The following is a 25818-nucleotide window of genomic DNA, read 5'->3' on the forward strand; positions in this document are numbered from 1 at the left end:
GTGGGGCTTCCATGCCGGAACGTCAGCCCTTTTCGGTGACGCCCGCCGCGTCGAACGTGGCCACCTCGTGCATGGCGCGGGCGGCGCTCTGCACGATCGGCAGGGCCAGCAGGGCGCCCGTGCCCTCGCCGAGGCGGAGGTCGAGGTCCACCAAGGGGCGCAGGCCGAGCTTGGTCAGCGCGGCGACGTGGCCCGGCTCCGCGCTGCGGTGACCGGCGATGCAGGCGGCGAGCGCCTCGGGGGCGATGGCGCGGGCCACGAGGGCCGCGGCCCCGGCGCTCACGCCGTCCAGGATCACCGGCGTGCGCAGGGACGCGCCGCCGAGGATCAGGCCGACGAGGGCCGCGTGCTCCAGGCCGCCGATCGCGGCGAGGACGCCGATGGGGTCCTTCGGGTCCGGCTGGTGCAGTTCGAGGGCGCGCCGGACCACGTCGACCTTGCGGGCGTGCATCTCGTCGTTGATGCCGGTGCCGCGGCCGGTGATCTCGGCCGGGTCGGCCTCGGTGTAGACGGAGATGAGGGCGGCCGACACCGTGGTGTTGGCGATGCCCATCTCGCCGGTGAGGAGCGCCTTGTTGCCGGCCGCGACCAGGTCGCGGGCGGTCTCGATGCCCACCTCCAGGGCGTGCATCGCCTCCTCGCGGGTCATGGCGGGGCCGGTGGTGATGTCGGCGGTGCCGGCGCGGACCTTGCGCGGCAGGAGGCCGGGGGTGCTGGGCAGCTCCCCCGCGACGCCGACGTCCACGACGCAGACCTCGGCGCCGACCTGGTTGGCGAACGCGTTGCACACGGCGCCGCCGCCCAGGAAGTTGGCCACCATCTGGGAGGTGACCTCCTGCGGCCACGCCGTGACGCCCTGGGCGTGCACCCCGTGGTCACCGGCGAAGATCGCGACGGCGGCGGGCTCGGGGATCGGCGGCGGGCACTTGCGCGACAGGCCGCACAGCTGCGCGGAGATGATCTCCAGCATGCCGAGCGCGCCGGACGGCTTGGTCATGCGCTTCTGCCGCTCCCACGCCTCGCCGAGCGCCTTGGCGTCCAGTGGGCGGATGCCGCGCAGGGTCTCGGCGAGCAGGTCGTGCGGCTCCTCGCCGGGCAGGGCGCGGCGGCCGTACTCCTCCTCGTGCACCACCCAGGACAGCGGCCGGCGCTTGGACCAGCCGGCCTGCATCAGCTCGGGCTCGTCCGGGAACTCGTCGACGTACCCGACGCACAGGTACGCGACGACCTCCAGGTGCTCGGGCAGGCCCAGGGTGCGGACCATCTCGCGCTCGTCGAAGAAGCTGACCCAGCCGACGCCGAGGCCCTCGGCGCGGGCGGCGAGCCAGAGGTTCTCGACGGCCAGCGCGGAGGAGTACGGGGCCATCTGCGGCTGGGTGTGGCGGCCCAGGGTGTGGCGGCCGCCGCGGGTGGGGTCGGCGGTGACGACGATGTTGACGGGCGTCTCGAGGATCGCCTCGATCTTCAGTTCCTTGAACTGCTTGGCCCGGCCCTTCGGCAGCGACTTGGCGTAGGCGTCGCGCTGGCGCTGGGCCAGTTCGTGCATGGCCTGCCGGGTCTCCGCGGAGCGGATGACGACGAAGTCCCAGGGCTGGGAGTGGCCGACGCTGGGGGCGGTGTGGGCGGCCTCCAGGACGCGCAGCAGCACCTCGTGCGGGATGGGGTCGGTGCGGAATCCGTTGCGGATGTCGCGCCGCTCGCGCATCACGCGGTGCACGGCCTCGCGCTCGGCGTCGCCGTACCCGACGGCGGCGGGCACCTCGGGCCGGGGCTCGGCCGCGGCCTCGGCCTCCGCGGCCGGGGCGCCCTCCTCCGCCGGGGCGGGCTCGGCCGCGCGGGGCGCGGGAACGACCGGTTCCGGGGCCTCGGACGGCTCGGCGGCGGGGGCCTCGGGCGCGGTGGCCGGGGTGATGACCCGGGGGCCCGCGGGGGCGGCCGGCCGAGCGTCGTCCTCGGCGGCCGGCTCGGGCAGGTCGGCTGCGGACTGCTCCGGCGCCGGAGTCTGCGCTGCGTCCTCGGTCGCGGGTGCCTGCGGTTCGGAGATGGTGGCCTGCTCGGTCTGCGGTACGCCGGCGACGGCGTGCGGGTCGGACGGGGCGGACGGTTCGCCGGCGGGAGCGGCGGGCTCGGCGGCGGGCGTGCCGGGGACGGCGGCCTGCTCGGGCTGCGGGGCGTCGAGCGGCTGCGCGGCCGCGGCGGGGCCGGACTCGGTCCCGGACTCGGCCTCGGCCGGGGCTGCGGTGGCGGCCGCCGGGGCGGGACCGGGCTCGGTCTCCGCCTCGGCCGGGGTCGTGGCGGCAGCCTGCTCAGGCTGCGGGGCAGCGGCGGGAGCGTCGACCGGCGCGGACGGTTCACCGGCGGGAGCGACCGGATCGGCGGCTTCCACACCGGCAACGGCGGCCTGCTCGGGCTGCGGAGCGTCGAGCGGCTGCGCGGCCGGAGCGGGGCCGGACTCGGTTCCCACCTCGGCCTGGGCAACGGTGGCGGCCTGCTCGGGCTGCGGAGCGGCAGCGGTCGCGTCGGCCGGCGCGGACGGTTCACCGGCGGGGACGACGGGCTCGGCGGCAGGCGTGCCGGGGACGGCGGCCTGCTCGGGCTGCGGGCCGTCGGCGGGCTGCGCGGCCGGGGCGGAACCGGATTCGCTCACCGCCTCGACCGGCGCGGCAGCGGAAGCGTCGACCGGCGCGGCCTGTGCGGCCTGCGCGGCCTCCGGCGCGGAGGCGGCAGTCTCCACGGCGGGCTCGGCAGCCGGACCGGCCTGCGGCACGGCCTGGGCATCCGCACCCGCACCCGCATCAGCTACGGGCTCAGCAACGGCGTCGGCAGCCTGCTCGGCCTGCGGAGCGACGGCGGAAGCGCCCTCCGCGGACTCGGCACCGGCGGGCTGCTCGGACTGCTCGGGCTGCGGGACACCCGCCTGTACGTCCACGACAGTCTCGGCCGCAGCCGGAGCGGCGGCGGCGTCGGCCTGCGCGTCGTCCGGGACAGCAGCCTGGGCGTCCGGAACGGACTCGGCAGCAGCGTCAGCGGCAGGAGCAGCGGCGGAAGCATCCGCCACGGGCACCGGACCGGCCGCCTGCTCGGGCTGCACGGCCGTGACCTGCGCCTCCGCCGCAACCTCGGCAACGACCGGGGCGGCGGCCTGCGCGTCCACCGCAGGTTCGGCAACGGCGGGAGCTGCGGCTTCGGCAACCGGCTCTGCCTGCGGAGCGGCGGCGGGGGCATCCTCCACCGGTACGGAACCGGCAGCCTGCACAGCCTCGGCCGGGACGGCGGCCCGGGCGTCCACCGCGGGATCGGCCACGGCAGCCGCCTCCGGCGCGGGCCGGGCCCCGTCCGGCGTCTCGGGAGCCGCAAGCTGCTCCGGCGTGCCGTCAGCGGCCGCATCGGCCGGGGCGGTCTGCGCCAGGGGCTCGTCGGCGGGAGCGACCGCCGCGGCGGCCTCTGCCGACGGGGCGTCAGCGGGGGCGGCGGCCTGGTCGGCCGGGGCCTGCGGAACGTCGGCGGGGGCGGCGGCCTCGGCGGCCGGCGTCTGCGGGACCTCGGCCGGAGCCTGCCCCTGGTCGGCCTGGACGGCGGTCTGCTCCGGCTCGGCCGCACCGGCCGGGGCACCGGCGGCCGCGGCGGCTTCGGCGACCTGCCCGGGCTGCCCGGCATCGGCGGCGGGAACCTCGGTCACGACCGGCTCGACCGCGACCGGCTCGGCGGCCGCAGCAGGCTGGGACGCCACCACGGCCTGGTCGGCCGGGGCGGCCTCCGCGACCGGGTGCGGGTCCGGCACGGAGGCGAGCGCGGGCTCGGCGCCCACGGCGGGAGCCGCCTGCGCTTCGGTCGCGGCAGCCGGTTCGGCGGGCTCGGCCGCGACGGCGGGCGCCGCAGGCGCTTCGGCCTGCGGAGCGTCGGCGGGCGCGGCCACCGGCTCGGCCTCGGCGGCAGGCGCCGGAGCCATGGCGGGGTCCGTCATGGCGGGGTCCGTCACAACAGCGGCCTGGGGGGCCGGTTCGGCCGCGACGCTCGGGGGTACGTGGACCTGCCCGGTGGCCGCGGCGACCACGGCGTCGATGGCGCTGAGACCGGTCGAGGGCGCCGCACCAGCGGCGGGCTCGGCGGCGACGGGGTGCCCGGCCGGCTGCTCCGGGGCGGCTGACGGCACGTCAACGGCGGGGGCGGCCGGACCGGCCGCCTGGGACGGTACGAAGGCCGCGGCGGGCGGCTGCGGCTGGGCGTCCCACGTGCCCGGCTGCTGCTGCGGCACCTCGCCGAGGCGCGGGGTCTGCTGAGTGCCCGTCTCGTCGGTGGTGCCGTCGAGGTATTCGGGGCCCGGTGCGGGCGCCGCCGGCGGAGCGGGCGGGCGGACCGGGGCGGGGGCCGGCGCGGCGGGGCCGCGGTCGGCCAGGGAGCGGACGACTCCGCTGGTGGGGTCCGGGACGGGCGGGCCCATGTGCAGGGGGCGGCGGGGCGCTGCGGGGGCGGCGGGCGGCTGGCCCGCGGCGGCGGCCGGGGGGATGCGGACGTCGCCGTAGTCGACGGAGCCGGTGTCGCGTCCGCCGCTCTCGTGCGTACCGCCCTGGACGGCCGGCTGCTCGCTCCAGGCGCCCTGGGCGCCCGGCATCAGCAGGAGGTCGTCCTCGTCGGCGCCGTCCGGCTCCGTGCCGTCCCCGTGGTCGAGGAAGGTAAACGTGGCCGGAGGGGCCGGAGGGGCCGGAGGGGCCGGGGCTCCGGGGTCGGCAGGGGCTACGGCGTCCGCGGGGAACGGGTGGCCGGGCAGCGCGCCTGCGTTCTCCGGCTGTCCCTCGCCCGGGAACTGGCCGGTGTCGGTCATGCGTACCCCTCGCCCATCGGTAGTGCTCCTTCCAACCGCTCACGCCCATAGTCAAGAACGAGCGTCCGTGCCTCGCGGCACGTTGAACGTCGCCCGCCCCTACCTTGCCGTGCCCCCGCCAAAAGGAGGGTGCGTTCGGGACATTGACGACTGTGGTGTCGGACACCGAGGGGCGGTACAACGATCCGCCAGCCTACCCTCCGCCCGGCGGGGCGGGGTCACAGGTGGGTACGGCGCCCGCTCAGCAGGAAGGCGACGGACCGTTCACGCTCGGCCCAGGCGGCGGGGTCGAGCTCCACGGCCTGGAGCAGGGTGCATTCGACGGCGTAGCCGCCCTCGGCAAGGGCGCGGCCGACGGCCTCGGCCTCGTCGCGGGTGGCGGCGTGGGCGACGATGCGCTCGGGGCGGCGGGCGGCGCAGGCGGCGACGACGGGGGCGCCTCCGCCGCCGACGCGGACGACGTCGGGTTCGGGGAGGTCCTCCAGGACCTGGGGGGCGGCTCCGTGGACGACCTGGAGCTGGACGCCGTAGCGGCGGGCGACGGCGGTGGTGCGGGCGCAGGCGTCGGCGTCGCGGTCGACGGCGATGACGGCGGCGCCGAAGCGGGCGGCCTCGACGGCGGCGGCGCCGCTGCCGGAGCCGATGTCCCAGACGAGGTCGCCGACGCGGGGGCCGAGGCGGGCGAGTTGGGCGGCGCGCAGTTCGGTGGCCTCGCCCTCGCCGAGGTCGCTGCCGTAGGCGTCGGCGGGCAGGGCCCAGCCGCGGACGGCCGGGGGGTAGCCGGGGTCGCGGCCGGCGATCCAGCCGCCGCCGGCGCGGGGCCGGGTCGCTCCCCAGCCGGGGACGGTGGCGGGAGTGGCGCCGGCGCCGCCGATGACGATGACGACGTTGGGGTCGCGCCAGTAGTGGTCGGGGGCCTTGTCGGAGGTGAGGACGGTGACCTGTTCGCGCTCGGTGCCGAGCTCCTCGCAGATGACGAAGGTGCGGTGGACGTCGCCGAGGAGGAGGGCGAGTTCCGCGGGGCCGGCGCCGGGCGAGGTGAGGACGGCGACCTTGGTGTGGGCGCGGCAGACGTTGACGGCGCGGCGCAGGTCGCGGCTGTGGGCGACGACGATCTGGGCGTCGTCCCAGGGCATGCCGGCGCGGGCGAAGGCGGTGGCGACGGAGGAGACGGCGGGCACGACCTCGACCTCGAGGCCGTGCTGGGGGGCGCGCAGGGTGCGGACGACGCCGAAGAAGCCGGGGTCGCCGTCGGCGAGGACGACGGCGGAGCCGCGGTGGCCGGCGATGCGGCGGGCGGCGAGGTCGACGCTGCCGAGGCGGATGCGCTCGGCGGCGGGCGGGACTTCGGGCAGGTCGAGGTGGTGGGCGGCGCCGGCCACGAGGGTGGCGGCGGCCAGGGCGGAGCGGGCCGCGTCCGTGAGTGGTGAGCCGTCCCACCCGATCACCGTGACCCGGTCGGCCATCGTCGTCATTCTCCTGGGCTTGTCGGCGCGTCTGCGGGCGGGTCTGTGAGGGGGGAGTGCGGGGACGGGGGCGGCGGGGCAGGGCGAGCGTACCCCCAATTGGTCCGGACCTTCCCCGGTCCGGATGCGGTGTCCGGGACCGCCCGGCCCGCGGCCGGAGCCGCTCCGGGAGCGGCAGGTGTCAGGACCAGTCGTGGAAGGCCGCAGCGTAGCCGGGGTCCCCCGCGGGCTGCTCGCGCATTTCGTCGAGGTCCTCGGGGAGGAGGCTCCAGATGATGAGGTCGGTGCGGAGCTCGGTCCAGCCGCCGTCCCGGGTGCGGCCGCGTCCTATCCAGGCGTTGCGCAGCACGCCCTCGCTGATGCAGCCGATCTTCTGGGCGACCTGCTGGGAGGCAGTGTTGTCGGCGGCGGTGCGCAGCTCCAGGCGCTCGAACTTCTGGTCGCGGAAGAGCCACTCGGCGACGGCGAGCACGGATTCGCAGGCGTAGCCCTCGCCGCGGGCCCAGGGGGCGACGACGTAGCCGACCTCGGCGGAGAGGGCGCGCCAGTCGGTGTGGTGGAGGTGGACGCAGCCGACGAGGCGGTGGGTGAGGAACTCGGTGACCGCAAAGACGATTCCGCGCCCTTCGGTGCGCTCGGCGGGGGCCTCGCGCAGGGCCCAGTCACGGGCGTGGGCGGTGGTGTAGGGGTGGGGCACCGAGGTCCAGGCGGTGACGAGTTCGTCGCTCATCATCTCCGCGAGCGCCGGCACGTCCTCGGCTTCGAACGGGCGCAGCACCAGCCGGTCCGTACTGATGGAGATGTCCGGGAAGGTGGATGTCATGTGCTGCTCCAACGCCGGGGAAGTGGGCTCGGGACGGGGCGCTCCGGGCTTGAGTGCACCAGCATGCAGCATCGATGCGTGGGTGCGCCAAGCGCGTCGGCCCCGCGCACGCCGACGGGTGCGCGGGGCCTGGGGCCACAGGGGCGTCTGTGGTTACGGAAGCGACAGGCGGGGTCAGCCCTTCACCGCGCCGAAGGCGGGGAGGACGGCACCGTTGCTGAACTTCTGCTCGATGAACTTCTTCACCTCGTCGGAGTTGAGGAGCTTGGCGAGCTTCTGGACGCGCGGGTCGGACTCGTTGCCCTTCTTCACGGCGAGGAAGTTGGCGTAGGGGTTGCCGTCGGCCTTCTCCAGGGCGATGGCGTCCTTGGCCGGGTTGAGCTTGTGGCCGATGGCGAAGTTGCCGTTGATGACGGCGGCGTCGACGTCGGCGAGGCGGGAGGGGATCTGGGCGGCCTCGAGCTCGGTGAACTTGATGCCCTTGTCGTCCTTGATGTCCGAGAGCTTCGCCGCGGAGCCGACGCCGTCCTTCAGGACGATGACGCCGTTGTCGGCCAGCAGCTTCAGGGCGCGGCCCTCGTTGGTGGCGTCGTTGGGCACGGCGATGGTCGCGCCGCTGCCGAGGTCGCCGGCCTTCTTTACCTTTTCGGAGTACAGGCCGAGCGGCTCGAGCTCGACGTTGACGACCGGGACGATGTCGGTCTTCTGCTTCTTGTTGAAGTCGTCGAGGTACGGCTTGTGCTGGAAGAAGTTGGCGTCGACCTCGCCGTTCTGCGTGGCGGTGTTCGGGAGCACGTAGTCGTTGAACTCCTTCACCTCCAGCTTCAGGCCGGCCTTCTCCGCGAGGTTGTCGCGGACGAAGTTGAGGATGTCGCCGTGCGGGGTCGGGCTGGCGGCGACGACGAGCTTGGCGGCCGGGTCGGCGTCCTTGCCCTTCTTCGAGCTGCCGGACGAGGAGGTGTCGGACGGAGCGCTGCACGCGCTCAGGCCGAGGGTGAGTGCGGCGGCGGCCGCGACGGCGGCGGTGAGCTTGACGGTGGTACGCACGAAGAGTGCCCCTCTTTCTGGATTTCCTGGGTTCACGAGGTGTTGCCGCCCGGCAAAGGGTCCGGGCTCGTGGATCTGCGGTGAGGGGCGAAATGCCCCTCGTGCCAGGCCTGATCAGCTCCGATCAGGAAGTTTTTGCGGTCAGGAGGCCTTGGAGGCCTCCGGCGCCTCGGCCTGGGCCGGGACGGTCGCCACGGGCTTGGGGGCCACGCGGGCGGGGGCCCACAGGCGGCGCAGGCCCACGGGGGCCGCCTGCCGCCCGCCGCGCCGGGCGAGGGCCCGTACGGCGAGGTCTCCTGCGAGCTGGACGATGGTGACGATGACGATGAGCAGCACGATGGTGATGTTCATCAGGCCGGTCTCGGAGCGCTGGTAGCCGTAGACGATGGCCAGGTTTCCGAGGCCGCCGCCGCCGACCGCGCCGGCCATCGCGGAGTAGCCGATGAGGGCGATGACGGTCGTGGTCAGGCCCGCGATGACCGAGGGCAGGGCCTGCGGGAGCAGCACCTTGAAGATCACGGTCCAGGTGCCGCCGCCCATGGACTGGACGGCTTCGACGAGGCCGTGGTCGACCTCGCGGAGCGCGGTCTCCACCAGCCGGGCGAAGAACGGGATCGCGCCGATGGCCAGGGCCACGACGGCCGCGCTGGGCCCGATGGAGGTGCCGACCACGAAGCGGCTGAAGGGGATCAGCCACACCATGAGGACGATGAAGGGCAGCGAGCGGCCGAGGTTGACGACCACCCCGACGACCTTGTTGACCACGACGTTCTGCAGGAGGCCGCCGCGGTCGGTGAGGACCAGCAGGATGCCCAGCGGCAGGCCGCCGAGGATGGTGTAGACGGTGGACCACCACACCATGAAGAGGGTGTCCAGACACGCGTTCTGCAGCAGGGGCTGCATCTCGGTCCAGGTCACTTGGCACCATCCTTCAGGAGCGCGTCGGCCGGGGCTGCGTCGTGGGCGTTCCGCACGTCGGCGACGTCGACCTGGAGCCCCTGCTCGCGCAGGAAGCCGATGGGTACGACGTTCTCCTCGAAGCGGCCGGGCAGCTCGATGCGCATCCGGCCGACCTGCTTGCCGCAGACGGTGTCCATCGCGGCGCCCAGGATCGAGATGTCGATGTTGTACGTACGGGAGAGCTGGGAGATGACCGGCTGGGTCGCGGCGTCGCCGTGGAAGGTGACGTCCACGACGGTGCGGTCCGGGCCGGACGGCTCGCCGCCGACCGGGAAGAGCTCGGCCGCGAGCTCCGAGCCGGGGGTGGCGAGGAGCTCGGAGACGGTGCCGGACTCCACCACGCGCCCGCCCTTCATCAGGGCCGCGGAGTCGCAGATGGTCTTGACGACCTCCATCTCGTGGGTGATGAGGAGGACGGTCAGGCCGAGCTGCTGGTTGAGGTCGCGCAGCAGCTGCAGGATGGAGCGGGTGGTCTCCGGGTCGAGCGCGGAGGTCGACTCGTCGGAGAGCAGCACCTTGGGGTCGCCGGCCAGGGCGCGCGCGATGCCGACGCGCTGCTTCTGGCCGCCGGAGAGCTGGCCGGGGTAGGCCTTGGCCTTGTCGGCGAGGCCGACGAGGTCGAGGAGTTCGAGGGCCTTGCGCTCGCGCTCCTTGCCGGAGACGCCGAGGATCTCCAGCGGCAGCTCGATGTTGGACTGCACGGTCCGCGAGGACAGCAGGTTGAAGTGCTGGAAGACCATCCCGATGCGGCTGCGCGCCTTGCGCAGCTCGGCTCCGGCGCGGTTGCCGCGCCCGGCGAGGGCGGTGAGGTCCTGGCCCGCGACGGTGACCGTTCCGGAGCTGGGGCGCTCCAGGAGGTTCACGCAGCGGATGAGGGTCGACTTGCCGGCGCCGCTCTGACCGACGACGCCGTACACCTCGCCCTCCCGCACGTGGAGGTCGACGCCGTCGAGGGCGGTGACCTCGCGGCCGCGTGAGCGGTAGACCTTTGTCAGGCCCGTAGTGGTGATCACAGGGGTTTCCGTCACTGTCGAGTGCGCGGCGGTGAGGGCGCCGGGCACGGGCATTCATTGCGGAGCGCGGCCTAGGTGCCCCGGCGGGCGCGAACGAGGGTCGCGGCTTCGGGGGGTCCTGGTGACGCGGGGCGGAGCTTTTCCGGTCCGGTCCGGGTGGGACGCGGGACGCGGGCTCTACGGGTCTCGCTTCGGGGCGCGAGGCACGGAACGGGGGCCCTCAGCGGTCACACATTCGACACATGCAACGAGCAGCGCCGGGCGTCGTCATCGCCTCGGTCGCACAGGTGCGGCTGCTCGTCGTGGTCATGCGGGAAAGTAAAACAGACGGATGTGCGAGTCGGCCAAGGCTGTCCGAATAGCGGACGCGCATGGCCGGTTCGTGGACACACCCCGCTCCCCCTAAGCGATCTTCAAGCCATCGGCCCCCGCCGCTTGACCTGCGGGGACGCGGGCTGCGAACCCTGCGCCCGCGCCGCTCGGCCGGGGCAGCCGGGGGCGCCCTGTGGTCAAGGCCACGGGCCGACGGGGCCCGGTGCGGGGCCGGGCGCGGCGCATTCCGGGCAGGCCATTAAAGTCGTCCCATGCTTGTCCAGCCCCCTCCGCACGCGCCCGCAGCCCGGTGGCCACGGTGATCGGCGCGCTGACGCTCGCGGTCGGACTGACCGCCCTCGCGCTGGCCGCCTGGTGCGGCATCGCCTTCTCCCGCGACCAGTCCACCAAGGACTGGCACTTCATCGGCATGGCCGTGGTGACCGTCCTGGCGGTCGCCCAGCTCGTGGTCGGCGTCGTGCGGCTGGCGGGAGGGGACAAGCCCGAGCAGGGCACCGCCATCTTCCTGGCCTATCTGATCGGCTCGGCCGCGGCCGTTCCCGCCGCGGGCTTCATGTCGCTCGCGGAGCGCACCCGATGGGGTTCGGCCACCGTGTCGGCGGGCGCCGTGATCCTGGCCGTGCTCGAAGTGCGGCTCTACGACATCTGGGGAGGCTGACCGTGACCGAACCGACCACCCCCGCCAAGCCGGGCTTCAACCTCGGCGAGGGGCCGGGCCGGCTGCTGGTGTGGCTCTACGGCGTCTTCACCGTCGCCGCGGCCTCCCGCTCGATCGTCCAGATGATCCTGGACTTCGGGCGGGCCCCGCTGGCCTACGTCCTGTCGGCGATCGCCGCCGTGGTGTACGCCTTCATCACGTACTCCCTCGTCCGCGGCGGCCCCGCGGCCCGCCGGGCGGCGCTCGTGTGCTGCGCCGCCGAGCTGGCCGGCGTCCTCGTCGTCGGGACGTGGACGCTCGCCGAGCCGTCCGCCTTCCCCGACGCCACGGTCTGGTCGGACTACGGCATGGGCTATCTCTTCATCCCGGTGATCCTGCCCGTCACCGCGATGGTGTGGCTGCGCCGGGCGGCACAGCCACAGGCCGGCTAGCGGCTCGTCGTCGCGAGCGCCGCCCCGGCGGCGCCCTGCGCGGACTCCGCGTCCTGCTCCCGGCGTTCCTTCTCCATCGTCACCAGCGTGAGCTTGCGCGTGACCTGCTCGCTGGCCACCTGTACGTACCCCCACTTGCGGTACAGCCGCAGGTTCCCCTCGTTGCGGTGGCCGGTGGCCAGGCGGTAGCGGGTGGCCCCCTCCGCCGCCAGCCGGGCCTCGACCGCGGCGAGCAGCCGCCCGCCCAGGCCGTGCCGCTGCATCCGGGGATGGACGATCATCCCGGAGATCACCGCCGCGCCGCCGGGGCCGGCCGCGCCGCGCACCGAGCCCACGACCTCGTCGCCGAGCCGGGCCACCAGGACGCAGCCTGCGCCCAGTTCGGCGCGCAGCTCGGCGAGGGTCTGGGTGAGCGGCGCGATGGAGTAGTCGCCGTAGAGCTCGGCCTCGCCCTGATAGCAGAGGTACTGGAGTTTGAGGATCTGTTCGGCGTCGAGATCGGTCGCCGCAGAGATGGTCACGCTCATGCCCATGTGCCCGCGCCTCCCCTTTCCGGTTCGGTCCGCCCTGACAGGAGCCGTCGTGGGTGCACGTCGCCTCCGTGGCGCCGGTTGTCTATCGCTCCTTTCCCCAGGGTTCAGGAGCGGCAACCTCCGCCGTCAGCATTCTGCGCAGGCATCCCAGGCAACGGGAACGTACCGGCCCCAAAGATCCTTGTGACATTCCCAACTCGCCTGCGATTTCTCGGTAGGTCGGGTCCTTCCGGGAGAGGAGGGCGGCCAGCAGCCGCGGGCACCGGCCGGGCAGCCGGCGCACCGCGGCGCGCAGCGCCCGGCGCTCCTCGGCGGCGAGCACCTGCTGTTCGACGCCCGCGTCGTGGCCGCCCGGCGGCTCGGAGTGGGTGGGGTCGTAGAGCACCTCGCGCCGGGCGCGGCGGCGCGCGGCGCGGGCCTCGGCCCGGACGGTCGCCCGCAGCCGGGCCGCCGAGACGATGGTGCGGCTGTCACTGAGCAGCCGCACCCAGACGCCCTGTTCGAGGTCGGCGGCGTCGGTCCCGGCGACCGCGGCCGCCTCGGCGGCGCACTCCGCTTTGAGCAGGGGGCTCAGCCGGGTCAGGAGATCGCTCTGCGTCATGCGAGGCGTGACGTGGGACCCGGCTCCGGCGGTTCCGGACCGCCGGACGATCACCCTTGCGGGTTACCCCTTCAGAAACGCGTCCCGAGCGATCGCCGCGGTGTCGCAGTTGTCCGAGAAGATGCCGTCGATCCCGGTCGCGAAGTACGTCTTGAACGCCGCGAGCGCGTCGCCGTACCCGTTGGGGTCGGTGCCCCGCCGGAAGTCCGCCGGCAGGAAGCTGTTCTCGTTGCGCATGGTGTACGGGTGCAGGAGCAGCCCGGCCGCGTGCGCGTCGCGCACCAGCGTGGTGGGCTTGGTCAGCTTCTCGTTCTTGTCCCGCGGGATGATCAGGTTCAGCCACGGGCCGATGCCCTGGGCGAAGCCGGAGACCCACTTCAGGCCCTTGGGCGTGATCAGGTCGGCGACCGTGCGCGGGTCCTTGGCCTCGACGAAGTCCCACGGCTGCGTCGTGAGGTCGTCCAGCAGGAGCACCTTGGGGCAGTCGACGCCGAGCCGGTTCAGCCGCTGGAGGCTGCTCGGCTCGAAGGACTGCAGGAAGGTGTGGGCGTTGCGGCCCGAGCGGTTGTAGCGGCGCAGCAGCTTGGCGAGCCGCTCCTCCAGGCCGAGGCCGGCCTTGCGGAAGTAGGTGGGGTGCTTGGTCTCGATGTGCAGCCAGATGCGCCGGCCGCGCTTGCGGCCCTGCTCGTCGGCCCACTTCAGGACCTCTTCGAAGGTGGGCACCTGCCAGACGCCGTCGTAGAGAGTGTTGTGCTGCCGGGTGCCGGGGATGCGCTCCTTGGCGTGCAGCGTCTTCAGCTCGGCGAGCGTGAAGTCCTCGGTGAACCAGCCGGTGTGGGCCTCGCCGTCGACGGTCTTCGTCGTCCTGCGGGAGGCGAACTCCGGGCGGGAGGCGACGTCGGTGGTGCCCGTGATGTCGTTCTCGTGCCGGCACACGAGGTGCCCGTCCTTGGTGGGGACGAGGTCCTGCTCGATGACGTCCGCGCCGTTGTCGAGGGCGAACTGGTAGGAGCCGAGGGTGTGCTCGGGGCGGTAGCCGCTGCCGCCGCGGTGGCCGATGACGGTCGGCCTGGGCAGGTCCTTGTACGAACCGCCGGTGCCGCCGCCGTGGGCGCGCTCCGCGGCCTGCCCGCGCTGCGCGGCCGAGGCCGTGCCCGCTCCGCCGCCGAGGACGACCGCTCCCGCGCCGAGGGCCGCCGCGGCCCCCAGAAGGGTGCGCCTGCCCGGCCGCTGCTCCTGATCCATGAACGCTCCTTGCTTGCGCGTCCCGGCACCGTTCCGGCACCCGTCGGACGCGCCGATCGTAAACATGTACGACTTCCGTCTGTGAAGACGAAGGTCAAACGACGTGCAAACTCCTGTCAACACTCCGTATCGCGTCCCCCTACCCGGGGTGCGCAAGGCCCATACCGGCGAGTATGGTCACTCCCCTGCGCAGACGTGCGCCGCACCGACCATCACGACCGGAGGGCCTCCGTTGTCCCGCATCTTGCTCAAGGCGTTCCTCGGATTGCTCATGCGCGTCCTGTACCGCCCCAAGGTGGAGGGCACGGAGCACATCCCCGGCAGCGGGCCGGTCATCCTGGCGGGCAGCCACGTGACGTTCGTCGACTCGCTGTTCCTCGCGCTGGTGGTCAAGCGGCAGGTCTTCTTCATCGGCAAGGACGAGTACGTCACGGGCAAGGGGATCAAGGGCCGGCTCATGGCCTGGTTCTTCCGCAGCTCCGGCATGATCCCGGTGGACCGCGACGGCGGGCGCGGCGGCGTCGCGGCGCTGATGACCGGCCGCCGCATCCTCGACGAGGGCAAGGTCTTCGGCATCTACCCCGAGGGCACCCGCTCCCCCGACGGCCGCCTCTACCGCGGCCGCACCGGCATCGCCCGCCTCGCGCTGATGACGGGCGCGCCGGTGGTGCCGTTCGCGATGATCGGCATGGACAAGGTCCAGCCGGGCGGCAAGGGCATGCTGCACCTCGCCCCGGTGACGGTGCGCTTCGGCGAGCCGCTGGACTTCTCGCGCTACGAGGGCATGGACCGCGACCGCTACATCCTGCGCGCCGTCACCGACGAGGTGATGAGCGAGGTCATGAGCCTGTCGGGCCAGGAGTACGTGGACGTCTACGCGACCAAGGCCAGGGCCTCGAAGGCCGCCTGACGCCACGTCACCTGACGGCGACTAGCCCAGACCGATGCACTGGGGGTGGAAGGACGGGTCGGCCGGACCCTTGCGCCCCAGCGCGTTGAGGACCCACTGGGCGACGACCGGGTCCTTGGTGGACTGGTCGTGCATGAAGAAGTCGAGCTTGCACTTGTCCTGCAGCACGACGTTGGTGACGCGCTCGGCCGGGCCGTTGAGCAGGGAGCTGGTGTAGGGGATGACGACCTCGTCGTAGCGCGTGGCGACGACGGTGTAGTCGGGACCGGCCGGCGTCTCCTCGCCCTCGTTGAGCTTCTGCATGAAGGGCGAGCCCCAGCGCTGGTCGGCGCAGGACGGGCAGAACGTCCAGCCGGCCGGGATGGCCAGGGGGTTCTTCGTGCCGTGGTTGGACGGGACGATGCCGACGAGGTCGTCGACCTTGTCCGCGCCGCCCAGGAACTTCACGTAGTAGCGCGGCATCATGCCGCCCTGGCTGTGGCCGACGAGGTCGACCTTCTTGGCGCCCGTGGCGCCGCGCACGGCCTCCACGAAGTCGCGCAGCTCCTCGGCCGCCTGCGGGATCGGGGCGGTCTCCATGTTGCCGTAGTTGAAGGCGAAGACGCAGTAGCCCGCCTCCTTCAGCTTCGGGGAGAGCGCGGACCAGTTCTCGCCCATGAGCTTGAAGGTGCCGTTGACGAGCACGACGGGCTCGGGGTGGGCCGAATCCGGCTTGCAGGACCAGTCGTTGGCCCCGCGCGGCGGGATGTCGAGGACGGACGCGGAGGCCGGGGACGCGGCCAGGCCCGTGAGGCCCAGGGCCGCGGTGGCCGCGGCGGCGAGCAGCAGTCTGACCGTTCTGCGGAGACGCATGAGGGAGGGGGTTTCCTTTGGCAACGGGACGGTGGGGGACCACCGTCGGAACCGAACCGTGTTCGACAATGTCGACCAGTGGTCGTGATCGTTGCCCGCGCGTAAGCATCGCGTCAAGAGGAATTGTTTCCGGCATATGTCACACGGGCCGGGGCTTGCCGCCCCGGCCCGTGGTGCGCTTTGCTCATGTGAGCCTTACCCGGCTCAAACCGGTGAATGCGGTTCCGTTTGCCGTACCCGCGCGGCGGTTCAGCCGCCGTACCCCTCCTCCAGCTTCTGCCCGCGCAGCAGGAACCAGGCCGCAACGGCCGTGGCCAGCAGCACCACCGCGCCGACGCCCGAGGCGATCTGCAGTCCGTCGACGAAGGCGTCCTGCGCGGAGGTGAGCAGGCCCGTGGCCTGGTCGGCCGGCAGGGCGGAGGTCGCCTCCACGGCGCCGCCGAGGGACTCGCGGGACTGCGCGGCGGTCGCCTCCGGCACGCCCGCGGGAACGGTGAAGTCCCGGTAGACGCCGGTGACGATCGAGCCGAGCAGCGCGATGCCGAGCGCGGCGCCCAGCTCGTAGGCCGTCTCCGAGACCGCCGAGGCGGCACCCGCCTGCTCCTTGGGCACGCTGGAGAGGATGACGTCGGCCGTGACGGTGAAGGAGAAGCCCGCACCGACCCCCACGACCAGCAGCGTCGCGCCGAGCACCGGGTAGGCGGTGTCGGACTCCAGCCAGACGAGCACCGCGAGGGCCACGCCGATGGCCGCGAGCCCGCCCGTCACCACCGACCGCACCGAGAACCGCCGGGCGGCCCGTCCCGCGAGCAGACCCGCGGTGACCGCGCCGATCGCGGCCGGCAGCTCGGCCAGGCCCGCCTCCAGCGGGCTGCGCCCCTGGACGAGCTGGAGGAACTGCGACAGGAAGAAGACCATGCCGGACAGGCCGAGGACGGTCAGCAGGTCGGCCAGCACCGCGCCCGAGAAGCCCCGGTTGTGGAACAGCCGCATGTTCAGCAGCGGCGAGGGCAGCGTGAGCTGCCGGCGGACGAACCACACGAGCGCCGCCGCACCCACGGCCGCAGCCGCGGCGACGTCCCAGCCCAGGCCGTGCGTCGCGCCCTCCTTGATCGCGTAGACGACGGCGATGACGCCGGTCATCGACAGCGCGACGCTGAGCAGGTCCCACGGGCCGGGCGAGGGGTCGCGCGACTCGGGCAGCAGCTTGGCGCCGACGAGCACCAGCACGGCCATCACCGGCAGGTTGATCAGGAAGACCGAGCCCCACCAGAAGTGCCCCAGCAGGAATCCGCCCACCACGGGCCCGACGGCGGCGCCCGCGGAGGCCATGGCACCCCAGATGCCGATGGCCAGGCTGCGTTCCTTGGGGTCGTGGAAGATGTTGCGGATGAGCGCCAGCGTGGACGGCATCAGCGTCGCGCCCGCGACGCCCAGCAGGGCCCGGGCGGCGATCATCATCTCGGGCGTGGTGGCGTAGGCGTTCAGCACCGACACCGCGCCGAAGGCCACGGCGCCGCACAGCAGGAGCTTCTTGCGGCCGATGCGGTCGCCGAGGCTGCCCATGGAGACCAGGAGTCCGGCGATGACGAACGAGTAGACGTCGCCGATCCACAGCAGCTGGGTGCCCGACGGCTGCAGGTCCTCGCTGAGGAAGGGCGTGGCCAGGCCGAGGACGGTGGCGTCGACGGCGACGAGGAGCACGGCCAGGGCGAGGACGGCGAGGGCGAGCCAGCGCCCGGGGCGGGGGGTCTCGGCGGGGGCCGCGAGGGTCTGCGGGCCGCCGGCGGTTCCGGTCACCGTTTCATCCTCCGCTCGGTGTCCGTCCTTCGCTCGGCGCCGCCGAGCAGCAGCTCGGCGACCATCCGGGGCATGTCCTTGGCGGCCACGCGCCGGTCCTGGACGGCCCAGGCGCCGGTGCCGATCAGGCCGTAGAGGGCCTCGGTGAGCCACGCGGGCGTCAGGTCGAGCCGGAAGGCGCCCTCCTCCTGCCCGCGGCGGAAGAGCTCCTGGACGCGGGCGTCGAGGCGGTTCCAGCCCTCGTTGGTGCCGTTCTCGTAGAGCTGGTTCTCGGCGAAGAGGAAGGCGAGCATGCCGGCGACGGGCTCGGCCTCGTCGATCAGGCGGCGCACGGCGCCGGCCGCGTCGCCCTCCTCGATCCGGGCCGCGTCCAGGGCCTGCCCGAACTGCTGGATGCCCAGGTCCTCCAGGGCGCGGACGAGCGCGTCGCGCCCGGCGAAGTGGCGGTGGAGGGTGGCGCGACCGATCCCGGCGGCCTTGGCGATCTCGTCCATGGAGGCGGTCGCCCTGCGGGTGAGCAGGGCGGCGGCCTCCTTCAGCACATGGTCTCGGTCAACACTCATGAGACGACGATAACCCGGATGAGACGCGAATGTCTCATCCGGGTTTCCATCGTCTCAGAGAAGGCGTGGCCGTCTCAGGAAGGGCGTGGCCGTCTCAGCCGCGCTTGGCGTCCGCCCACTCCCGCTGGACCGCCAGGTCCGCCTTGACCTCGCCGAGCTGGACCGCGACCGCGGACGGCGCGGTGCCGCCCCGCCCGCTGCGCGAGGCGAGCGCGCCGGGGACGCTCAGGACCGACCGGACCTCGGGCGTCAGGTGCGGCGAGATGGCGGCGAACTGCTCGTCGGTCAGGCCGTCCAGCTCGATGCCGCGCGCCTCGCACTCCTTGACGCACTCCCCCGCCACCTCATGCGCCACGCGGAACGGCACGCCCTGCTTGACGAGCCACTCGGCGATGTCGGTGGCCAGGGAGAATCCGGCGGGGGCCAGCTCCTCCATCCGGGCGCGGTTGACGGTGAGGGTGGCCATCATCCCGGTGAAGGCCGGCAGGAGGACCTCCAGCTGGTCGCAGGAGTCGAAGACGGGCTCCTTGTCCTCCTGCAGGTCCCGGTTGTAGGCGAGCGGCAGGGCCTTGAGGGTGGCGAGCAGGCCGGTGAGGTTGCCGATGAGCCGCCCGGACTTGCCGCGCGCGAGCTCGGCGATGTCCGGGTTCTTCTTCTGCGGCATGATCGACGAGCCGGTGGAGAAGGCGTCGTGGAGGGTCACGAAGGAGAACTCCTTCGTGTTCCAGATGATGACCTCCTCGGCGATCCGCGAGAGGTCGATGCCGATCATCGCCGTGATGAAGGCGAACTCGGCGACGAAGTCGCGCGAGGCCGTGCCGTCGATGGAGTTGCCCGCCGAGCCGCGCTCGAAGCCGAGGTCGGCCGCGACCGCCTCCGGGTCGAGCCCGAGGGAGGACCCGGCGAGGGCCCCCGACCCGTAGGGCGAGACCGCCGTGCGCTCGTCCCACTGCCGCAGCCGCTCGGCGTCCCGGGAGAGCGACTGGACGTGCGCGAGCACGTGGTGGGCGAACAGGACGGGCTGGGCGTGCTGCAGGTGCGTCCGCCCCGGCATGGCGACGTCGGCATGGGCCTCGGCGAGGCCCACGAGCGCCTCCTGCAGATCGGTGACGAGCCCGCCGATGATCCGGGCGTGGTCGCGCAGGTACATCCGGAAGAGCGTGGCGACCTGGTCGTTGCGGGACCGCCCGGCGCGCAGCTTGCCGCCGAGGTCCGGGCCGAGCCGCTCCAGCAGGCCCCGCTCCAGCGCGGTGTGCACGTCCTCGTCGGCGACGGTGCCGGTGAAGGTACCTGCGGCGACGTCCTTCTCCAGCCGGTCGAGGCCGTCGAGCATCCGCTCCAGCTCGTCGGCCGTCAGCAGGCCGGCCGTGTGGAGCACGCGGGCGTGGGCACGGGAACCGGCGATGTCGTAGGGGGCGAGCCGCCAGTCGAAGTGGACCGAGGCGGACAGCTTGGCCAGCGCTTCGGCCGGGCCGTCGGCGAAACGGCCGCCCCAGAGCCGGACGTCGTCGGTGGTGCCGTTGCTCACTTGCGTGCTCCTCGTGGGTGGTGGGGAGGGGAGGCGGCCGTCGCCGTGGGCGGGCGCCGCTGCGGCCACCCGTGCCCTTACGGCACGGGTGGCCGCAGCGGCAGCCGGCCGGTCAGGCCAGGTCGCGCTTCGCGGCGATCTTCGAGGACAGGCCGAAGATCTCGATGAAGCCCTTCGACATGGACTGGTCGAACGTGTCGCCCGTGTCGTACGTGGCGAGGTTGAAGTCGTAGAGGGACTTCTCGGACTTCCGGCCCGTGACGACGGCCCGGCCGCCGTGCAGCGTCATCCGGATGTCGCCGGAGACGTGCTCGTTGGCCTCGGCGATGAAGCCGTCCAGGGCCCGCTTGAGCGGGGAGAACCACAGGCCGTCGTAGACGAGCTCGGTCCACCGCTGCTCGACCTGCCGCTTGTACCGGGCGAGCTCGCGCTCGACCGTGACGGCCTCCAGCTCCTGGTGGGCGGTGATCAGCGCGATGGCGCCGGGCGCCTCGTAGATCTCCCGGGACTTGATGCCGACCAGCCGGTCCTCGACCATGTCCAGCCGGCCGACGCCCTGGGCACCGGCCCGCTCGTTGAGCTGCTGGATGGCCTGCAGGACGCTGACGGGCTTGCCGTCGATCGCGACCGGGACGCCCTGCTCGAAGGTGATGATCACCTCGTCGGCCTCCCGGGGGGTGGCCGGGTTGGCGGTGTAGTCGTAGACGTCCTCGATCGGGGCGTTCCAGATGTCCTCGAGGAAGCCCGTCTCGACGGCCCGGCCGAAGACGTTCTGGTCGATGGAGTACGGGGACTTCTTGGTCGTGGCGATCGGCAGGCCCTTGGCCTCGCAGAAGGCGATGGCCTTGTCCCGCGTCATCGCGTAGTCCCGGACGGGGGCGATGCACTTGAGCTCGGGGGCGAGGGAGGAGATGCCGGCCTCGAACCGCACCTGGTCGTTGCCCTTGCCGGTGCAGCCGTGGGCGACGGTGGTCGCGCCGTGCTTCTTCGCGGCGGCGACGAGGTGCTTGACGATCGTGGGCCGGGAGAGGGCGGAGACCAGCGGGTACCGGTCCATGTAGAGGGCGTTGGCCTTGATCGCCGGGAGGCAGTACTCCTCGGCGAACTCGTCCTTGGCGTCGGCGACCTCCGCCTCCACCGCACCGCAGGCGAGCGCGCGCTTGCGGATGACGTCCAGGTCCTCGCCGCCCTGGCCGACGTCCACGGCAACGGCGATGACCTCGGCGCCCGTCTCCTCGGCGATCCAGCCGATGGCGACGGAGGTGTCCAGGCCGCCGGAGTAGGCGAGTACGACGCGCTCGGTCACGGGTTTCTCCTTACGATGCATACGCTGATGGGTATAAGTATGCACTGCACCGTATGTTTCGTCAATGGGCGACACCGGTAGCGGTACGTGATCGGATCATGACGCAGACGGAGCCCCGGACCCCGAATTTGGATCACGCAGCCAAACAGGATATTTTCTTTCTGCACGCCCGACCGGGAAGAAACCCGGGAGGGACGGGCACCGGGACGTGGCGCAGCTTGGTAGCGCACTTGACTGGGGGTCAAGGGGTCGTGGGTTCAAATCCCGCCGTCCCGACCAGCGAACATCGCAGGTCGGAGGCCGTTTCCTCGTAAGAGGAAGCGGCCTTCTCCGTTTTCCGGCCCCGCTGCCGACCGGGCCCTACAGCGGCTTCTCCTGGCCGGCCCGCCGCCCCTCCCGCAGGACCGCCGTCACCGCGTGGACGGCCGTGATGTCGGCGAGGGGGTCCCCCGCCACCGCCACGATGTCCGCGTCGAAGCCCGGCGCGATGCACCCCTTGCGGCAGGCGACGCCGCACGCGCGGGCCGCGGCCGAGGTCGCCGCGCGCAGCGCCTCCAGCGGGCCGAAGCCCATCTCCGCCATGGCGACGACGCTGTACGGATGGCTGCCGTGGGCCTTGACCGGGAAGATCCCCGAGTCGCTGCCGCAGACCACGCCCACGCCGGCCTCCCGCATCGCGGCCATCCCGGCGACCATCCCGGGCAGGCGGCGGGCGATCCGCGGCGGGGGCGGCGGACCGCCGGGCAGGGCCCCCAGGGTGAGGGAGGCGACCACGCCGAGGCGGACCATGTCGTCGAGGATGCGCCGGTCGTAGTCCACGCCGGTGCCGGTCCCGTCGCTCCCGTCGGTGACCTCGGTGACGAAGAAGCAGTGCTCGACCATGTCGAACCCGGCGGCCACGGCGGCGGCGATGCCGGCCGCCGAGTGCGCGTGCGCGGTGACCGGCAGCCCGTGCCGGTGGGCCTCGCGCACGGCGGCGAGCAGCTCGGCGTGGCTGTACTGCAGGTGGAACGGGTCCGAGCCGGGGGTCAGGTCGCCGCCGGTCACCATCACCTTCACCACGTCGACGCCCCGCCCGGCACGCTCGCGCACGGCCGCCCGGATCGCGTCGGCGCCCTCGGCCTGCCCGCCGAGGAACCAGCAGTGGCCCCGCGCGGTGGTGATCGGCGGCCCGGAGGCGAGCACGGTGGGACCGGCCGTGGGGTCCTCGGCGGTCTCCTCGCGCACCCGCAGCGCGAGGTACCCCCGGTCCCCCAGGTCCCGTACGGTCGTCACGCCCGCGGCGAGCGCCGCCCGGCCCGCTTCGCGCATCCGGTCCAGCAGTTCCTCGTCGTCCGCGCGCCGCAGGCGTCCCACGGCGTCGTCGCTCGCGTCGAAGGCGAGGTGGACGTGGGTGTCCACGAAGCCGGGGAGCAGCGTCACGTCCCCCAGGTCCAGCAGTTCGGCGCCCGCGGGCACGCTCCCGCAGGGGTGCACGGCGACGACCCGCCCGCCCTCGGCCAGCACCACGGGCCGTTCGACGAGCCCCGGTCCTATCCCGTCGAAGAGCTTCGCCGCGCGGATCGCGAGCATGTGTCCTCCCTTGCCCAATGGCTGCTGTTGGGCCGGTGTTCACGGCGCCGACGCCCTGGGCCCTTCTCATCCTGCCCACTCCGGCGCCGCGGGAGGCCGCTCCCCGGCATGATTTCCCGGGCGGGAGGGGGACGGGGCGGAGCGGGGGAGCGCGGCCGGTACGACCGATGGCGCCCCGCAAGTGCGGGACGCCATCGGCACGTTCGGTCCGGGCGGGGGCGCGGCCGGGATCCCCCGGGTGCGCCCGCGCTTTCAGCGCTCCTTCTGGGCCAGTCTGAGCAGGTGGTCCGCGAGGGCCTGGCCGCCCTTGGGGTCGCGGCTGATGAGCATCACCGTGTCGTCGCCGGCGATGGTGCCGATGATCTCGTGCACCCCCGCCTGGTCGATCGCGGAGGCGAAGAACTGCGCGGCGCCCGGCGGCGTGCGCAGGACGACCAGGTTGGCGGAGGCCTCCGCCGAGATCAGCAGTTCGCCCGCCAGGCGGCCCATGCGGGCCTCGGTCGCGGATTCGCCGAGCGGGGCCCGGGGGGTGCGGTCGCCGCCCTCCGACGGGACCGCGTAGATCAGCTCGCCACCGGTGTTGCGGATCTTGACCGCGCCCAGTTCGTCGAGGTCGCGGGAGAGCGTCGCCTGGGTGACGGACAGGCCGTCGTCGGCGAGCAGCTTGGCGAGCTGGCTCTGCGACCGGACCGCCTGCCGGCCGAGGATGTCCACGATCCGGCGGTGGCGGGCGGTACGGGTCTGCGGTACGGCCTGTCCGCCGTGGAACGGCTCCGGCTCCTGCGCCTGGGTCATCGTCTCGTCAGTCTCCGCTTCGTCGTTCCCCGGGGGTCCGCAGGGGCCGTGTCGCCCCGCCGGCCCCGTCCGCCTCGTCGGCCGCTCCGGCCGCTCACACCCCCGGGCCGACGGCGGCAGCAGCAGCGTCCAGGACACCCGGCAGCGTCTGGAGGAACGTTTCCACCTCATCTTCGGTGATGATCAGCGGCGGGGCCAGCCGCACCACGTCGGGTGCGACCGCGTTCACCAGGAGGCCGGCGTCCTGTGCTGCCTGCTGCACCTTCGGTGCAAGGGGCTCGGAAAGGACAATACCCAGCAGCAGGCCCGCGCCACGGACGCGGTCGACCAGCGGGTGGCCGAGCGCAGCGATCCCGTCACGCAGCCGCTGCCCCGTCACCGCCACGCGGGGGAGAATTCCTTCGTCCTCCAGCGTGTCGAGGACCGCCAGGGCGGCGGCACATGCGACGGGGTTCCCGCCGAAGGTGGAGCCGTGCTGACCGGGCGTCAGCAGATCGGCGGCCGCGCCGAAGGCGAGCGTCGCCCCGATCGGCAGGCCGCCGCCGAGGCCCTTGGCGAGCGTGACGATGTCGGGCTCGACGCCCTGCGCCCGGTGCTCGAACCAGTGGCCGGTGCGGCCGATACCTGTCTGAATCTCGTCCAGGACGAGGAGGGTGCCGGTGGCGCGGGTGATCTCCCGGGCGGCGGCGAGGTAGCCGGGGGGCGGCACGACGACGCCGGCCTCGCCCTGGACCGGCTCCAGCACCACGAGCGCGGTGTCGGTGGTCACGGCGGCGCGCAGCGCCTCGGCGTCGCCGTACGGGACGTGGGTGACGCCCGCGGGCAGCGGCAGGAACGGGTCCTGCTTGGCGGGCTGGCCGGTGAGCGCCAGGGCTCCCATCGTGCGGCCGTGGAAGCCGCCGGTGGCGGCGACCATGTGCGTCCGGCCCGTCCGGCGCCCGATCTTGAACGCGGCCTCGACCGCCTCCGCCCCCGAGTTGGCGAAGTACACGCGGCCCGGCCGGCCCGCGAGGGCGAGCAGCCGCTCGGCCAGGGCGACCGTCGGCTCGGCGGTGAAGAGGTTGGAGACGTGGCCGAGCGTGGCGATCTGGTCCGAGACCGCCCGGACGACCGCCGGGTGGGCGTGGCCGAGGGCGTTGACGGCGATCCCGCCGACGAGGTCGAGGTACGGCTTGCCGTCGGCGTCCCAGACGGTGCTGCCCTCCCCGCGGACGAGGGGGATGCGCGGGGTGCCGTAGTTGTCCATCAGGGCGCCCTGCCAGCGCTGGGTGAGTCCGGCGTTGCTCACTGCTGCTTCCCCTCGTTCGCCGCTTCGTCGGGCACGACCATCGTGCCGATGCCCTCGTCCGTGAAGATCTCCAGCAGGATCGAGTGCTGGACCCGGCCGTCTATGACGCGGGCCGTGGTGACGCCGTTGCGCACGGCGTGCAGGCACCCCTCCATCTTGGGGACCATCCCGCTGGCCAGCTCGGGCAGCAGGGCCTCCAGCTCGCTCGCCGTGAGCCGGCTGATGACCTCGTCGCTGTGCGGCCAGTCCTCGTAGAGGCCCTCGACGTCGGTGAGGACCATCAGCGTCTCCGCGCCGAGGGCCGCGGCGAGCGCCGCCGCCGCGGTGTCGGCGTTGACGTTGTAGACGTGGCCGTCGTCGGCGCTGCGGGCGATGGAGGAGACTACGGGGATGCGCCCGTTGTCGAGCAGGGCCTGGACGGCGCCGGTGTCCATGGCGGTGATCTCGCCCACGCGGCCGATGTCGACGCGTTCGCCGTCGATGTCGGCGTAGTGCTTGGTGGCGGTCATGGTGTGGGCGTCCTCGCCCGTCAGGCCCACGGCGAGCGGGCCGTGCTCGTTGAGCAGGCCGACGAGTTCGCGCTGCACCTGGCCGGCGAGCACCATGCGGACGACGTCCATGGCCTCCGGGGTGGTCACCCGCAGGCCGGCCTTGAACTCCGACTCCAGGCCGAGCCGGTCGAGCTGCGCACTGATCTGCGGGCCGCCGCCGTGCACGACGACCGGGCGCAGCCCGGCGTGGTGGAGGAAGACGACGTCCTGGGCGAAGGCTGCCTTCAGGTCCTCGTCGACCATGGCGTTGCCGCCGAACTTGATGACGACGGTCTTGCCGTGATGCCGCGTCAGCCAGGGCAGCGCCTCGACGAGGATGCGCGCCTTGGGGAGGGCGGTGTGCTTGCGGGTCGTGCCCGCGCTGTCCGTGGTCGTCATGAGGAGTACGCGCTGTTCTCGTGGACGTAGTCGGCGGTGAGGTCGTTGGCCCAGATGACGGCGGACTCGCCGCCCTCGGCCAGATCGGCGGTGATGCGGACCTCCCGGTAGCGCATGTCGACGAGGTCGCGGTCGTCGCCGACGGAGCCGTTCCGGCAGACCCAGACGTCGTTGATGGCGACGTTGAGCTTGTCGGGGTCGAAGGCGGCGGACGTGGTACCGATCGCGGAGAGCACCCGGCCCCAGTTGGGATCCTCACCGTGGAGAGCGCACTTGAGGAGGTTGTTACGGGCGATGGAACGCCCGACCTCAACAGCGTCGTCCTCGGTGGCGGCGTTGATCA

General features: G+C 73.2%; 22 protein-coding genes and 1 tRNA gene. 4 read left to right on the top strand and 19 right to left on the bottom strand.

Going from position 1 to position 25818, the window contains the following annotated elements; genetic code table 11:
* Positions 1-22: 22 nt before the first annotated feature.
* The 6 genes from cobT to ACFPP6_RS32250 form a co-directional block, all read right to left on the bottom strand.
* Entirely contained in the window at positions 23-4822 is a 4800-nt protein-coding gene (gene cobT / locus ACFPP6_RS32225) for a nicotinate-nucleotide--dimethylbenzimidazole phosphoribosyltransferase (RefSeq protein ID WP_382049848.1), read from the bottom strand.
* Positions 4823-5040: 218 nt separating this feature from the next.
* Positions 5041-6288, bottom strand: coding sequence for a precorrin-6y C5,15-methyltransferase (decarboxylating) subunit CbiE (cbiE, locus tag ACFPP6_RS32230; protein WP_058045236.1), 1248 nt, complete (start codon positions 6286-6288; stop codon positions 5041-5043).
* 181 nt (positions 6289-6469) lie between these two features.
* Positions 6470-7111: a GNAT family N-acetyltransferase gene (locus ACFPP6_RS32235; protein ID WP_382049850.1), complete on the bottom strand. Its 642-nt coding sequence runs from the start codon at positions 7109-7111 to the stop codon at positions 6470-6472.
* Positions 7112-7285: 174 nt separating this feature from the next.
* Positions 7286-8158, bottom strand: coding sequence for a MetQ/NlpA family ABC transporter substrate-binding protein (locus tag ACFPP6_RS32240; protein WP_382049852.1), 873 nt, complete (start codon positions 8156-8158; stop codon positions 7286-7288).
* 141 nt (positions 8159-8299) lie between these two features.
* Positions 8300-9076 (bottom strand): methionine ABC transporter permease, encoded by a 777-nt coding sequence (locus ACFPP6_RS32245; RefSeq protein WP_058045233.1) that lies wholly within the window; start codon positions 9074-9076, stop codon positions 8300-8302.
* Positions 9073-10179 carry a methionine ABC transporter ATP-binding protein gene (locus tag ACFPP6_RS32250; RefSeq protein ID WP_107105649.1) on the bottom strand — a complete coding sequence of 369 codons (1107 nt, stop codon included), beginning with the start codon at positions 10177-10179 and terminating at the stop codon, positions 9073-9075. Before ACFPP6_RS32250 ends, ACFPP6_RS32245 begins: the two co-directional genes overlap by 4 nt.
* 583 nt (positions 10180-10762) lie before the next feature.
* Here ACFPP6_RS32250 and ACFPP6_RS32255 point away from each other — a divergent pair.
* Positions 10763-11122: a hypothetical protein gene (locus ACFPP6_RS32255; RefSeq protein WP_382049855.1), complete on the top strand. Its 360-nt coding sequence runs from the start codon at positions 10763-10765 to the stop codon at positions 11120-11122.
* Positions 11123-11124: 2 nt separating this feature from the next.
* Positions 11125-11553, top strand: a complete 429-nt coding sequence (locus ACFPP6_RS32260) for a hypothetical protein (protein ID WP_382049857.1) — start codon at positions 11125-11127, stop codon at positions 11551-11553.
* Here the strand turns inward: ACFPP6_RS32260 and ACFPP6_RS32265 are convergent.
* The 3 genes from ACFPP6_RS32265 to ACFPP6_RS32275 all read right to left on the bottom strand — a co-directional run bounded on the left by ACFPP6_RS32265 (position 11550) and on the right by ACFPP6_RS32275 (position 13932).
* Entirely contained in the window at positions 11550-12086 is a 537-nt protein-coding gene (locus ACFPP6_RS32265; RefSeq protein WP_382049858.1) for a GNAT family N-acetyltransferase, read from the bottom strand. The two genes, ACFPP6_RS32260 and ACFPP6_RS32265, sit on opposite strands and share 4 nt — an antisense overlap.
* 82 nt (positions 12087-12168) lie before the next feature.
* Positions 12169-12687: a sigma-70 family RNA polymerase sigma factor gene (locus tag ACFPP6_RS32270; protein ID WP_382049859.1), complete on the bottom strand. Its 519-nt coding sequence runs from the start codon at positions 12685-12687 to the stop codon at positions 12169-12171.
* 63 nt (positions 12688-12750) lie between these two features.
* Positions 12751-13932 carry a glycerophosphodiester phosphodiesterase gene (locus ACFPP6_RS32275; protein ID WP_382049861.1) on the bottom strand — a complete coding sequence of 394 codons (1182 nt, stop codon included), beginning with the start codon at positions 13930-13932 and terminating at the stop codon, positions 12751-12753.
* Positions 13933-14164: 232 nt separating this feature from the next.
* Here ACFPP6_RS32275 and ACFPP6_RS32280 point away from each other — a divergent pair, with 232 nt between their 5' ends.
* Positions 14165-14842: a lysophospholipid acyltransferase family protein gene (locus ACFPP6_RS32280; protein ID WP_168095169.1), complete on the top strand. Its 678-nt coding sequence runs from the start codon at positions 14165-14167 to the stop codon at positions 14840-14842.
* Between the two features lie 21 nt (positions 14843-14863).
* Here ACFPP6_RS32280 and ACFPP6_RS32285 read toward each other — a convergent pair whose 3' ends face one another.
* From ACFPP6_RS32285 to ACFPP6_RS32305, 5 genes are all read right to left on the bottom strand, one after another.
* Complete coding sequence (locus tag ACFPP6_RS32285; RefSeq protein WP_382049863.1) at positions 14864-15694, bottom strand: alpha/beta fold hydrolase; 831 nt, start codon at positions 15692-15694, stop codon at positions 14864-14866.
* 249 nt (positions 15695-15943) lie between these two features.
* Complete coding sequence (locus tag ACFPP6_RS32290) at positions 15944-17494, bottom strand: MFS transporter (RefSeq protein WP_382049865.1); 1551 nt, start codon at positions 17492-17494, stop codon at positions 15944-15946.
* On the bottom strand, positions 17491-18057 hold the full coding sequence (locus ACFPP6_RS32295) for a TetR/AcrR family transcriptional regulator (RefSeq protein ID WP_382049867.1): 567 nt from the start codon (positions 18055-18057) through the stop codon (positions 17491-17493). The genes ACFPP6_RS32290 and ACFPP6_RS32295 overlap by 4 nt, the downstream gene beginning before the upstream one ends.
* A 94-nt stretch (positions 18058-18151) precedes the next feature.
* A complete protein-coding gene (argH, locus tag ACFPP6_RS32300) occupies positions 18152-19585 on the bottom strand; it encodes an argininosuccinate lyase (RefSeq protein ID WP_382049869.1) in 1434 nt (477 codons plus the stop codon).
* A gap of 112 nt (positions 19586-19697) precedes the next feature.
* Positions 19698-20891: an argininosuccinate synthase gene (locus ACFPP6_RS32305; RefSeq protein WP_058045222.1), complete on the bottom strand. Its 1194-nt coding sequence runs from the start codon at positions 20889-20891 to the stop codon at positions 19698-19700.
* A 202-nt stretch (positions 20892-21093) separates the two neighbouring features.
* Between ACFPP6_RS32305 and ACFPP6_RS32310 the strand changes: the two genes are divergently transcribed.
* Positions 21094-21170 (top strand) — tRNA-Pro (locus tag ACFPP6_RS32310).
* Positions 21171-21251: 81 nt separating this feature from the next.
* Here the strand turns inward: ACFPP6_RS32310 and ACFPP6_RS32315 are convergent.
* The 5 genes from ACFPP6_RS32315 to ACFPP6_RS32335 all read right to left on the bottom strand — a co-directional run.
* A complete protein-coding gene (locus tag ACFPP6_RS32315; protein WP_382049872.1) occupies positions 21252-22463 on the bottom strand; it encodes an amidohydrolase family protein in 1212 nt (403 codons plus the stop codon).
* Positions 22464-22715: 252 nt separating this feature from the next.
* Positions 22716-23258 carry an arginine repressor gene (locus tag ACFPP6_RS32320; protein WP_058045220.1) on the bottom strand — a complete coding sequence of 181 codons (543 nt, stop codon included), beginning with the start codon at positions 23256-23258 and terminating at the stop codon, positions 22716-22718.
* A 94-nt stretch (positions 23259-23352) separates the two neighbouring features.
* Complete coding sequence (locus tag ACFPP6_RS32325) at positions 23353-24546, bottom strand: acetylornithine transaminase (RefSeq protein ID WP_382049874.1); 1194 nt, start codon at positions 24544-24546, stop codon at positions 23353-23355.
* The gene (argB, locus tag ACFPP6_RS32330) at positions 24543-25475 is read right to left on the bottom strand and encodes an acetylglutamate kinase (RefSeq protein ID WP_382049876.1); all 933 of its coding nucleotides are present in this window, start codon (positions 25473-25475) and stop codon (positions 24543-24545) included. The genes ACFPP6_RS32325 and argB overlap by 4 nt, the downstream gene beginning before the upstream one ends.
* Positions 25472-25818: bifunctional ornithine acetyltransferase/N-acetylglutamate synthase (locus tag ACFPP6_RS32335; RefSeq protein ID WP_382049878.1), on the bottom strand; the 347-nt coding region annotated here is incomplete at its 5' end. The genes argB and ACFPP6_RS32335, both read right to left, overlap by 4 nt.

The organism is Streptomyces aureoversilis (genome assembly GCF_042657885.1).
In the GTDB taxonomy this organism is placed as follows: Bacteria; Actinomycetota; Actinomycetes; order Streptomycetales; family Streptomycetaceae; genus Streptomyces; species Streptomyces aureoversilis.